This is a genomic window from Paraburkholderia sp. JHI869, assembly GCF_038900775.1.
Lineage (GTDB): Bacteria > Pseudomonadota > Gammaproteobacteria > Burkholderiales > Burkholderiaceae > Paraburkholderia.
The window spans coordinates 270998-283466 of record NZ_JAYMSC010000001.1; the positions used below are offsets into that span (position 1 = coordinate 270998).

9 protein-coding genes are annotated in these 12469 nt (G+C 63.7%); 7 read left to right on the top strand and 2 right to left on the bottom strand.

Annotated elements, in window-relative coordinates; translation table 11 throughout:
• Window positions 1-63 precede the first annotated feature (63 nt).
• The 7 genes from VSR72_RS01250 (at window position 64) to VSR72_RS01280 (ending at window position 10370) form a co-directional block, all read left to right on the top strand.
• Window positions 64-1884 carry a DUF1302 domain-containing protein gene (locus tag VSR72_RS01250; RefSeq protein WP_342950987.1) on the top strand — a complete coding sequence of 607 codons (1821 nt, stop codon included), beginning with the start codon at window positions 64-66 and terminating at the stop codon, window positions 1882-1884.
• A gap of 66 nt (window positions 1885-1950) precedes the next feature.
• Entirely contained in the window at window positions 1951-4314 is a 2364-nt protein-coding gene (locus VSR72_RS01255; protein WP_342950589.1) for an efflux RND transporter permease subunit, read from the top strand.
• A 22-nt stretch (window positions 4315-4336) separates the two neighbouring features.
• The gene (locus tag VSR72_RS01260; protein ID WP_342950590.1) at window positions 4337-5323 is read left to right on the top strand and encodes a YCF48-related protein; all 987 of its coding nucleotides are present in this window, start codon (window positions 4337-4339) and stop codon (window positions 5321-5323) included.
• Between the two features lie 17 nt (window positions 5324-5340).
• Window positions 5341-6819, top strand: a complete 1479-nt coding sequence (gene styD / locus VSR72_RS01265; protein WP_342950591.1) for a phenylacetaldehyde dehydrogenase StyD — start codon at window positions 5341-5343, stop codon at window positions 6817-6819.
• 24 nt (window positions 6820-6843) lie between these two features.
• Window positions 6844-8061 carry an MFS transporter gene (locus tag VSR72_RS01270; RefSeq protein WP_342950592.1) on the top strand — a complete coding sequence of 406 codons (1218 nt, stop codon included), beginning with the start codon at window positions 6844-6846 and terminating at the stop codon, window positions 8059-8061.
• Window positions 8054-9337 (top strand): aminotransferase class III-fold pyridoxal phosphate-dependent enzyme, encoded by a 1284-nt coding sequence (locus VSR72_RS01275; RefSeq protein WP_342950593.1) that lies wholly within the window; start codon window positions 8054-8056, stop codon window positions 9335-9337. Before VSR72_RS01270 ends, VSR72_RS01275 begins: the two co-directional genes overlap by 8 nt.
• Before the next feature lie 10 nt (window positions 9338-9347).
• The gene (locus VSR72_RS01280; protein ID WP_342950594.1) at window positions 9348-10370 is read left to right on the top strand and encodes a phosphotransferase; all 1023 of its coding nucleotides are present in this window, start codon (window positions 9348-9350) and stop codon (window positions 10368-10370) included.
• A gap of 38 nt (window positions 10371-10408) precedes the next feature.
• On the opposite strand, the gene VSR72_RS01285 is transcribed toward VSR72_RS01280, so the two are convergent.
• Window positions 10409-11347, bottom strand: a complete 939-nt coding sequence (locus VSR72_RS01285) for a helix-turn-helix domain-containing protein (protein ID WP_342950595.1) — start codon at window positions 11345-11347, stop codon at window positions 10409-10411.
• Window positions 11348-11723: 376 nt separating this feature from the next.
• The gene (gene hpaC, locus VSR72_RS01290; protein WP_342950596.1) at window positions 11724-12254 is read right to left on the bottom strand and encodes a 4-hydroxyphenylacetate 3-monooxygenase, reductase component; all 531 of its coding nucleotides are present in this window, start codon (window positions 12252-12254) and stop codon (window positions 11724-11726) included.
• Window positions 12255-12469 lie beyond the last annotated feature (215 nt).

Consider the following 12469-nt stretch of genomic DNA (forward strand, 5'->3'; position numbering starts at 1 on the left):
GGCACCAGCGCGCCGTCACCCTTCAAATTCGACCTGGCAGAAAGCAGGCAGGGGAAAAGCGTGATATCGAAAACAAAGATCAGCGCAGCAGTTTCGTTAGTAATGCTTATGGCGTCACAGGGGGCCGCGGCTTACGAGTTCACGCTCGATGACGGCGCCGTCAACGGGTCGTGGGTTTCGAACCTCACGGCGGGCGGCGGCATTCGGGTCAAGAACCCGAGCTGCTCGCTCACGGGCGACCCGAACGCATTCGGCTGCGGCGCGGGTGCGAACACGGCGCAATGGGCGGCGGGCGACGACGGCAATCTCAACTATCGCAAGGGGCAGCCGTTCAGCACGTATGTCAGCGCGACTAGCGAGCTGCTGCTCACGATGCCGAGCCAGGGCGTCAAGTTCATGGTGCGCGGCACCGCCATGTACGACTTCGTGGCGAACGACACGAACAGAACGCCGCTGTCGAGCACCGCTGCCGCGCAGATCGTCTATCCGGTCGATCTGCTCGATCTCTGGGTGCAGAAGGATTTCACGCTCAACGACCGCTCGGCGCACGTGCGGCTCGGCAATCAGGTGATCAACTGGGGCGAAAGCTTCTTTGCGACCAACGGCATCAACGCCACGAATGCGGTCGATATCCAGAAACTGCTGATTCCCGGCACGCAGCTCAAGCAAGCGCTGCTGCCCGAGCCGATGATCAGTTTCGCGGCGGGCATCACGTCCGGACTCAGCACCGAGGCCTACTACCAGTTCAACTGGGAAAGCAACCGTTATCCGCCGGTGGGCTCATACTGGTCGGCCGGCGATATTTTCGGGCGCGGCGCGGGCCCGTTGACGATCAGCACGATCAACGGCAACGTGAACGGCCCCGACGCGGGCACGATCGCCGGTCCGAATGCGGGCAATTCGCAGACGATCGCGGGTATCAACTCGGGTCTCGTCAACGGCGTGTACGCGGGCCCGCCGTTCAACTCGATCGGCATTCCGACTTCGACGCAACTGCCGAACAAATACCGCCCGCAGTTCGGCGTGAAGTTCAACTACAAGCCTAAGAGCGTCGACGTCAATTTCGGTTTCTATTACGAGAACTATACCGACAAGGCGCCGGTTGCCTCGGCGCTGGCGAATGGCACCGAGCAGTTCCAGTATCTCGTGAACCGGCAGTTGTTCGGCGCGAGCGCGAACTTTGGCGTTGGCGATTGGGCCATCGGCACCGAGCTTTCGTATCGTCCGCACGATGCGGTCGCGCTGTCTGGCTGCTTTGGCGCGGGCGGCCCGTTCGACTTCAACACGAATGGCGTGTCGGGCGTTACGTGCCAGCAGTGGGAAGACCGCAAGAAGCTCCAGTATTTGATCAATGGTCAGCTCAATCTCACGCAAAGCGAATATCCGTTCCTGAAGCTGCTGCACGCCGACATGGCGGTGCTCACGATGGAACTCGCGTGGATCTACTATCCGGGCCTCAATTCGAACGGTGTGACGCGCACGGTAGACGGCCAGCAGGTCACACAGGCGCCCGCCGCCGGCTACTTCACGTGGCTGAACAATGGCTCGGGCCTCGGCTACCCGATCACCGCAGCGAAGGGCACGGCGAGTTCGGTTGGCGCGACGATCGACTTCAACTGGACCTATGACGGCACGGTCATTCCGGGCTGGCAGGTCACGCCGGGCGTGACGTTCACCGACGCACTGTATGGCTACACGCCCACGTTCACCGCGAACTACCTGCAGGGCGCGAAGTCGGTCAACGTCTATCTGCTCTTCAACCAGAACCCAACCGTCTGGCAGGCCGGTATCAACTTCACGGCGTTCTTCGGTGGTCACAACACCGTCGGTCAGCCTTATGCCGACCGCAATTTCGTCGGTATGTTCGCAACACGCAATTTTTAAGCAGGCAGGCGCGCGCGCCCTGTTGGCGCGCGCCCTAAATCGGCAGCAGTCTTTGAGGGGCGCAATGTGTTGAATCGTCTGGTTGGCAAGCTCGAGGGGTTCCTGTTCGGGCATCGCGCGATCACGCTGGGCGTGATCGCCGTATTCACGGTCGTGATGGCCGTGTTCGCGCTGCAGTTGCGCATGGACGCGGGGTTCGAAAAGCAGATCCCGACCGAACACGAATACGTCAAGACCTTCCAGCAATATCGGAACGACCTTCTGGGCGCGAACCGCATCACCGTCGTGCTCAAGGCGCGCAACGGCACGATCTGGACGCGCGAGGGCCTCACGCGGCTCTACGAAATCACGCAGGCCGTGGGCTATCTGCCGAACGTGGATCGCGGCGGCGTGCAGTCACTCTGGACGCCTAACTCGTTCGTGAACGAGATCACCGAAGACGGCTTTCGCGCCGATCCGCTGATCGACGGCACGATCACGCCGGAAAGCCTCACGCCGGAGAAGATCGCCGCGATTCGCCAGTCGACCTCGGCGGGCGGCTACGTTGGCGTGCTCGTCTCGCGCGACCAGACGAGCGCGATGGTGACGGCCGAGTTGAACGAGCGCGACGCAAACGGCAAGGCGCTCGACTACGTGGCCTTCAATCACATCCTCGAAGAGAAGCTGCGCACGCCGTATGAAAACGGCGCGTACGAGGTGCAAATCATCGGCTTCGCGAAGCAGATCGGCGACATTGCCGACGGCGCTTCGGGCGTGCTGGTCTTCTGCGCGCTCGCGCTGGTGCTGACTGCCGCCGCCGTGTACTGGTACAGCCGTTCGCTGCGCTTCACGATCCTGCCGATCGCGTGCTCGCTCACCTCGCTCGTGTGGCAGTTCGGCACGCTGCGTATTCTCGGCTTCGGGCTCGATCCGCTCGCGGTGCTCGTGCCGTTTCTTGTCTTCGCGATTGGCGTCTCGCACGGCATCCAGCAGATCAACTTCATCGTGCGCGAGCTTTCGCACGGACGCAGCCCGATGGAGGCCGCGCGCCACAGCTTCAGCGGCCTCCTGATTCCGGGCACGCTCGCGCTCGTCACAGCGCTCGTGTCGTTCATTACGCTGCTGCTCATTCCCATTCCGATGGTGCGGGAACTGGCGATCACGGCGTCGCTCGGCGTTGGCTACAAGATCGTGACGAACCTCGTCATGCTGCCGGTCGTGGCTTCCTGCCTGCATTTCACCAAGGAATACGCGGACCGTGCGCTGGCCGCACGCGAGCGGCGCGCGCATTGGCTGAGGCTGCTCGCTCGCGTGGCGGAGCCGCGTAACGCCGCGATCACGCTCGCCGTGACGGCGTTGATTTTCGGTGTGGCGGTTTGGCAAAGCCGCGACCGCGTGGTCGGCACGCTGCAGCCTGGCGCTCCCGAACTGCGCGCCGACTCGCGCTTCAATACGGATGCCGTTGCGATTGCAACGAGTTACGACGTGGGTCTCGACTGGCTCACGGTTGTGTTCGAAGCCCCGCGCGTGGCCGACTGCACCGACCCGCGGCTCGGCATATTCGAAGACGACTTCGTCGGCTCGATGAATCGCGTGCCCGGTGTCGTGTCGGTCAGTTCGTATCCGCAGATGCTGCGCACTTACAACGAGGGCTATAACGAAGGCAATCCGAAGATGTTCGTCGTGCCGATCGACCCGACCAACTATGCGGCGCTGAGCGCCGAAATCAACCGGGTGCGCGGCTACATGACGAAGGACTGCAAGATGTCCGCGGTACACCTGTTCCTGGCCGACCACAAGGCTTCGACGATCAACCGCGTGATCGATGCGGTGAAGGCCTACCGCGCGGAAAACCATCTGGAAGGCGTGACGATTCGCCTCGCAGCCGGTAACGCAGGCGTGCTCGCGGCGACCAACGACGAAGTGGCGCGCAGCGAACTGCCGATGATGCTCTACGTCTACGCGGCGATCGTCGTGCTCGTGCTGCTCGCGTATCGCGACTTGCGTGCGGTGGTCGCGTGCTGCCTGCCTTTGACCGTGGCGACCTTCATCGGCTATTGGTTCATGAAGCAACTGCAGATTGGTCTCACGGTCGCGACCTTGCCCGTCATGGTGCTGGCGGTCGGTATCGGCGTGGATTACGCGTTCTACATCTACAACCGGCTGCAACTGCATCTCTCGCATGACATGCCCGTGGTGAAGGCGGTCGAACAGTCGATTCTCGAGGTGGGCGTGGCAACGATTTTCACAGCCATCACGCTTGCCGTTGGCGTCGCGACATGGAGTTTCTCCGCGCTCAAGTTCCAGGCGGACATGGGCAAGCTGCTCGCGTTCATGTTCATCGTGAATCTCGTGATGGCGATGACGGCGCTGCCCGCGCTCGCGGTCTGGCTCGCACGGCTCTTTCCGCGCCGCTCGGCGGTCAAGAGCTCGAGTTTTTTCAGTCACTAAGCCGCCTCGAGGACGATTCGTCATGCAACAAACAAAGAGATCGAAGATCGCCTGCGCAACGCTTGCATTGCTTGCAGGCCTGCACTACACGCACGCTGCGTTCGCGGGCGCGGCGCCGGATAACGCGGTCAAGGTTGTCGCCGCGAAGCATCGTGCCGACGCGGAGCATTCGATGGTGCTCGGCGCGGCGCTCGCGGGCAAGCGCATCGTTGCGGTCGGGGAGCGCGGCGTGATCCTGCTTTCCGACGACAACGGCGAGCATTTCCGCCAGGCGCAGGACGTGCCCGCCAACGCAACGCTCACCTCGGTGGCATTCGCCGACGCGCAACACGGCTGGGCGGTGGGACATTGGGGCGTCGTGCTGCACACCGACGACGGCGGCGAGCACTGGCGCGAGCAACGCGCGGATACCAGCGTGGACCAGCCGCTCTTTTCCATTGCGTTCCGCGACGAGAAGCACGGCTGGGCCGTGGGCCTCTGGTCGCTGCTGATCACGACCGACGACGGCGGCGCCACCTGGAAAACGCAGCAGCCAGGCGAGAGCGCGGCCGCGGGCAAGAGCGGGCTGAACTTCTTCTCCGTGTTCGCTGGACCGGAGAAGGACGTTTATATCGCCGCCGAGCAAGGCACCGTGCTCAAGTCGACGGACGACGGCGCGAACTGGCAAACGCTGCACACCGGCTACAAGGGCACGCTCTGGAGCGGCGTGGTTGCGCCTGACCACACGGTCTACGTGGGCGGCCTGCGCGGCAATCTATTTGCGAGCCAGGACGGCGGCGCGACGTGGCAGTCCGTGCCCTCCGGCGCAAGCAACTCGATCACCAGTCTTGTTGCTAGCGCAACGAGTGTTGCAGGCGTGGCGCTCGACGGCTACGTGACAGTGAAACAAGCGGGCGCGAGCGGCTTCGTGGCAAAGCAATTGCCGGGCCGCGATGCGCTCACCGCATTGGTATTGAAGAACGACGGCTCGCCCGTCCTGTTTTCCAAAGATGGCGTAGTTGCCAAATGAACCACTTAGGAGCTGAGATGCAGATCGAGGAATTGCTTGCGAACCTCCATACCCAGATGATCGTGGGTGGCCGCGCCGTGCCCGCACGCAGTGGCAAGACATTCGCCGTGTACGATCCGGCCAGCGGCCGCGAAATCGCTCAGGTGCCCGACGGCGATGCCGAAGACGTCTCGGCGGCAGTGGCCGTTGCAAAGACCGCATTCGAATCGAACGAATGGCGGCGCATGCCGCCCGCCGCGCGCGAGCACCTGCTGCTCAAGCTCGCCGATCTCGTCGAACAGCACGGCGACGAACTCGCGGCGCTGGAGACGCTCAACCAGGGCAAGCTGCTCGGCTTTTCGCGCATGCTCGAAGTGGGCGGCAGCGCGCAGTGGCTGCGCTATATGGCGGGTTGGGCGACGAAGATCGAAGGTAGCACGGTCGATCTGTCGTTGAGCTTTCCTCCGGGCGTGCAGTACCGCGCATCCACCCAGCGCGTGCCGGTCGGCGTGGTCGCGGCCATCGTACCGTGGAACTTCCCGTTGCTGATGGCCGTGTGGAAGATCGCGCCCGCGCTCGCGTGCGGCTGCACGGTGGTGCTCAAGCCCGCCGAGGAAACGCCGCTCACCGCGATCCGCCTCGCCGAGCTGGCGCTCGAAGCGGGCTTCCCGCCCGGCGTGCTCAATGTCGTGACCGGCCGTGGCGAAACGGCAGGCGCGGCGCTCGTGCGCCATCCCGACATCGACAAGGTGACGTTCACGGGTTCCACCGAAGTGGGCCGCCTGATCGGCGCGCAGTGCGGTCGCGATATCCGCCGCGTGTCGCTCGAACTGGGCGGCAAGAGCCCCGTGATCGTGCTGGACGACTGCGATCCGCGCAAAGCCATTGAAGGCGCGGCCGGTGCGATTTTCTTCAACCACGGCCAGGTGTGCACGGCGGGTTCGCGTCTGTATGTGCCCCGCAAGATGTACGCGCAGATCGTGGAAGGCGTTGCGCAAGTGGCCAACAGCCTCGTGCTCGGCTCGGGCTTCGACGAAAAGACGCAGATGGGTCCGCTCGTGTCGTCGCGCCATCGCGACAAGGTCGTCGGCATGATCGCCGAAGGCCGCGCGCAGGGTGGCGAAATCATGGCGGGCGGCGCGGCGCATGACGGCGCGGGCTATTTCGTGCGCCCGACCGTGGTTGCGAACGAAGGGCGCAAGGCGCTTTCGCTCGTGAACGAAGAGGTGTTCGGCCCGGTGCTCGTAGCCATGCCTTACGACGATCTCGAAGAGGCGATCAACGCCGCGAATTCGAGCGAGTACGGCCTTGGCGGGAGTGTGTGGACTAATCAGCTCGACAAGGCACTGCGTGTGGTCGACCGCATGGAAGCGGGCACCGTCTGGGTCAACTCGCACAACATGGTCGATCCCGCGCTGCCGTTCGGCGGCTTCAAGTCGTCGGGCGTGGGGCGCGAGCATGGCCGCGCGATCATCGACGCCTACACCGAGACGAAATCCGTCTGCTTCGCCTACTGAACCCCATTCAAGGATCAAGGCACAATGAATACGTCACCAGCCGATCTGCAAGGCCTCGCCATGCGCGAAGAGACGAATGCAAACTCACGCGCGCGCCTGTGGGTCGCGATACTCGCGGGCGTGGTCGGGCCGGAGGTGTTCATCGTTCAGCCCGCAGTCGTAGAGGGCTTCGTGAAGTTTCTCGGCTTCGACGCCGTCGCGGCGGGTTACGCAGCTTCGGTGGAGGTGTGGGGCATTGCGTTGAGCGCCATCCTGCTGCCGCTCTTCGCGAAGCGGGTGAACTGGCGCACGGTGATCGTGCTGTCGATTTTGCTGATGGCGTTCGGCAATGCGGCGTCGGCGTTCACGCCCGATCACGGCGTATTTCTGGTGCTGCGATTCCTCGTGGGAATCGGCGCGGGCGGTCTCATTTCGCTCAGCTTCGCGGCGGTCGGGTTGACGGCCAACCCGGACCGCAACTTCGGCTACATGGTCATGTGGGTGATGATCTATGGCGCGCTGGGGTTGTGGCTCGTGCCGAGCGCGTTCGAGATTGGCGGCATGAAGCTGCTGCTGTTCTTCTTCGCCGCGTTTCCGCTCCTCGTGCTGCCGTTCGTGCGCTACCTGCCGCGCGGCGGGGAGAGCGCGCCGCAAACCGATGCGAACGCGATCGAACTGCCCAGGCCCGCAAAAGCCTCCGCGCTGCTCGCCATGCTGTTGTACTTCGTGGCACAGGGCATCGTCTGGGCGTATCTCTTCCTCATCGGCACCGACGACGGCCTGAGCGAACAGCAAGTGGCCAACGCGCTCACGCTCTCGCAGTTCATGGGCGTGCTCGGCGCGTGGGCGTTCGGTGTTTGCGGCGCGCGCATCGGCCGCTCGCGCGCGCTCACGGTGAGCGTGCTCGGCGGCTCGCTGTGTCTGCTCTTTCTCACCACGCACACGACGTTCGCAATCTTCGCGTTGGTCGTTTGCATTTACAACTTCTTCTGGAACGTCGCGCAGCCTGCCTTGCTTTCGTCGATGGCCGTGTTCGACCGCAGCGGACGCATGGTGCTCGCGGCCACGGCGATGCAGATGATCGGCCTCGCAGCGGGGCCCGCGCTCGCCGCCTGGGTCATGACGTCAGGCGCTTACGCGCAGGTGATCGCGTCCGGCGTTGCGCTGTTCGTCGCGAGCTGGTTCCTCATCTATTTCCCGGTGCGCTCGCATGCGCGCATGCTGCGCCGCGCCGCCACGGACACGGAGACTTCCGATGCTTGACCAAGACCTGTTGCAGCGCCGCTACCGCGTGCTCGGCAAACGCGCGCCGCTCTTCTACGACACGCCCTTGCATCTCGTGCGCGGCGAAGGCGTCTGGCTCTATGACGCCGAAGGCCGGCGCTATCTCGACGCCTATAACAACGTGCCGCACGTGGGGCACTGCCATCCGCGCGTGAGCGAGGCCATCGCAAAGCAAGCGTCGATGCTGAACACGAGCACGCGCTATCTGCACGAGAACATCGTGGCGTACGGCGAGCGCCTCGTTTCGACCTTCGATGCCTCCTTGCCGATGGTGATGTTCTGCTGCACGGGCAGCGAGGCGAACGAACTGGCGCTGCGCATGGCGCGCGAATGCACCGGCAACATGGGCATTATCTGCACGGCGCACTCGTATCACGGCAATACGGCGGCGGTGGTGCAGGTCAGTTCGTTTCTCTCCACGGAGCAGCAGCGCGGTCGCTATGTGCGCACGATTCCCGTGATCGACCCGTATCGCGAGCGCGCAAACATGAGCGAGGACGAACTCGCGAATCGCTACGCCGAAGACGTACAGGCCGCCATCGACGCATTCGAAGCCGACGGCGTGCGCGTCGCGGGCCTGTTGATGTGCTCGGGCCTTTCCTGCGAGGGCTTGCCGAACGTGCCCGCGGGCTATCTCGCGCGCGCCGTGGAGAAGGTGCGCCGCGCGGGCGGCGTCTATATCTCCGACGAAGTGCAGGGCGGCTTTGGCCGCTTCGGATCGCATTTCTGGGGACATCAGAAGCTTGGCGTGACACCCGACATCGTCACGATGGGCAAGCCCATGGGCAACGGACATCCGCTCGCGGGAGTCGTGGCGCGCCGCGAGCTGATCGAAGACTTCGCCGAGCGTAATCCGATGTACTTCAACACGTTTGCAGGCAACCCCGTCTCATGCGCGGCAGGCATGGCGGTCCTCGACGTGATCGCAGACGAAGGCCTGCAGCAGAACGCCCAAACCGTGGGGCAATACGTGCTGGGGCGTCTGCGTGCGCTTGCGCAAAACCACGCGGCAATCGGCGACGTGCGCGGCAGCGGACTCTTCTTCGCCGTGGAAATGGTCGAAGACCGTGCGGACAAGTCGCCGGCCGGCAGTGTGGCGCGCCGCGTCGTCAACGCGCTGCGCGAACGTGGCGTGCTCATCAGCCGCATCGGCCTGCACGACAACATCCTCAAGATCCGGCCGCCCATGCCCTTCACGACGGCCAACGCCGACCACCTGATCGACGCGCTCGACGCCGTGCTCAACGCCCTTTGAGGGGATCGCAATGACCCGTACAGAAGACGCGCGCGCGTCGGAGGACGCGTTCGCGCTGCAACGTCTCGCCGTGCACGCGCTCGCGCTTTGGGACCTCGGCGACTGCGTGATCGCGCCGATCAAGATCCGCGAGAACGCGGTGTTTCGCGTGGACAGCCGCGATGGCCGGCGCGCGGTGCTGCGCATTCACCGGCTCGGCTATCACGACGACGCTGCGCTGCACTCGGAGTTCGAGTGGATGCAGGCGCTCGCGAACGCGGGCGTAGAGGTGCCGCGCGTGGTGAAATCGCGCGCAGGGCGACCGTTCGAGCGCGTGCATAGCGATGAACTGCCGGTGGGTCGCCAGATCGACGTGCTCGAATGGGTCGACGGTCGCCAGCTCGGCGCGCTCGAATCGGGCCTCGACGGCGGCGAGGACGATGTGGCGGGCCGTTATTACACGCTCGGCGGCACCGCGGCGCGCATGCACAACCATACGAGCGCGTGGCGGGCCCCTGCGGGCTTCAAGCGGCATAGCTGGTGCGAGGAAGGGCTCGCGGGCAGCGTGCCGCTCTGGGGCCGCTTCTGGGAACTGGAGCAATTGAATGCACCCGAGCGGCGGCTCTTCGAGCGCGCGCGGGAGGCACTCTGGTCGGACCTGAGCGCCTATGGCAAGGACGCGGGGAAGTTCGGCCTGATCCACGCTGACCTCGTACCCGAGAACGTGCTCGTGGACGGCGAGCGCGTGCGTGTGATCGATTTCGACGACGCGGGTTTCGGCTGGCATTTGTTCGACGTGGCGACGTCGCTCTACTTCATCCGCGGCGAGCCGTACTTCGATACGGCGATGGAAGCCTTCGTCACGGGTTATCGCGCGCATCGCCCGCTAGTCGACGCACAGTTGCGCCAACTGCCGCTCTTCATGGCGGCGCGCAGCACGACCTACCTCGGCTGGGTGCACGAGAAAAAGCATACGGAAACAGCAAAGACGCTCACGCCGGTGCTGATCGACTATGCGACTTCGGCTGTAGAGGAATATCTGCGCGACAGGTAAGCAGGGAAGGGCAGCGCCGGGGCATGCTCCGGCGCGATTTATCTCGGACGATTATCCGAAGGCATCGCGTCGAAAAGCTCGCGATAATCCTGCGTGAAATGACCCGAATGGAAAAAGCCCCAGCGCTGCGCTGCGTCACGCACTGTGAGCTCGCCGGCCGGCGATTTACGCAGCAACTGGCGCACGTAGTTCAGGCGTATCGCGCGCATGTATTCCACCGGCGATTTGCCGGTCACGAGACGAAAGCTCGTTTGCACCGTACGCCGGCTGATCCGCAGCGATTCGCAAAGCTCATGCACGGTCACGGGTTCGAGAGGGCGCGCAATGATCATCTCGTGCGCGCGGGCGACGACGTCGCTATGCGACATCCACGTGATATCGGCTTTGTCGTCCTGAATCCCGCTCTCGACGAGGGCATCGAGCATCTCGAAGATCTGCGCGGTTACGGTGCGCTGGGCCAGTTCCGACTCTGCGAACGCGTTCAGTGCGAATGCCTCGTCAGTGACGTAACGCCACAAGGCGATGAACTGCTCACGCGCGCCGGACGTGAGCGGAATCACGGAGGTCTTGCTGGAAATGCGGCTTTCGAGGCGCGCGGCCAGCTCCGGGTGATCGCGCAGATTCGACAGCTTCACACCAATGCCGACAATTTCCGCTTCGCCCGGAAAATGCAGGACGAACTCGCGGTTCGCACGCGCGCAGATCAAGGAGTTGTCGGTGACGGCGCGGTCCGCGAAGGTCACCGGCGAGTTCGCGTCGAGCACGATTCCGAACACGAGCATGTCGCTGGGCGTGCTGCCCTGCTGCACGATGCGGCGATTCACGGATTCGTAGAAGACGTGTATGCCGTCCGCGCCGATTTGCTGAAGCCGACCGTGGAATTGTCCACAATCGAGCTGGAAATATTGCTGTTCCCAGCCGGAAAGCAACGCAGCGTGTTCGCCGGCGTCGGTAAAGGTGTGATTCTCGAGCTGCATGTTGGTTGCGAATAAAACGCGGTACCGATCGGGTTGGCGGCCATTCTGGACACCATTCACTGACCGCCTGGTCGGTAAAAGCGGTGTCAGGATGACGGGCGGAACGCTTTCTCGCAAGCCCGGGTCGGCCCTGGCTTGTTTGGTTGACTTGTCTCCTTTCTGTGTTTCGGCTGTCACGGGGTGCCGCGATCGCTCTTGTGCCCTTGAATATTTTTTGTCTGATGAATTCGCTTGCGGTCGCTTCGCGAGGCAATCTGGCCAGCCTTTGCGTATGGAAACAGGGTACGCGCCGCTTAGCCGGAAAAAAATGCGTGCGAGCGGCAGGGCCCCTGGTGGCTTTCCTCAGTGGCCTAAAGGTTTCACCAGGGTGCGAGCGTTACGCCGCCGCGCACGGGCGAGCCAGGCGGTGGAAATTGCGGTCGAAGTAGACGAGGCCGTCGCCGTCGCTGCGCACGCGGATATGGGTCGCCTTCACGAACATGACCGAGTGAGATCCAACGTCCTTGAGTTCGACGATCTCGCCTTGCAGGCTCGCCAGCGCATCGCGCAGTACGGGCACGCCGTGCTCGCCTTCGTCCCAGAACGGCAGGTTGAAGCGGTCGTCCATGGGCAGTTGCGTGAGGCCGGCGAAGTGCTTTGCCAGCAATTCGTGCTCGCCAGGCAGCACGTTCACGCAGACGCGGCCGTTGCCCGCGAAGGCGGCGTGCATCGCGCTCGAACGGTTCAGGCACACGAGCAGCGTGGGCGGCGCGTCGGTAACGGAGCACACGGCGCTGGCGGTAATGCCGCAGCGGCCGAACGGACCGGCCGTGGTGATCACGTTGACGGCGGCAGACAGATGCGCCATTGCCTGGCGAAAATCCTTGCGAGCGTCGTTCGTGGGGAGCGTGCTGGATGTATCGGACATGATGTGTGTTTTCCGTGCAATGGCTGATCGTGTGATGCGAGCCGGTGATTCACAGCGTACGGCAAGCAATGCGCGAAAAATACTGTCGCGAATCGCCTGTGTAATAGCGTCGTTCCCGAGCCTGCTAAAGATTTCACCAGGTATCGCCGTAACGGGCGTGCGTGCGTTCCAATTGCATTGGAGAATTACGGGGTAATGCGCATTTTCACGGCTTT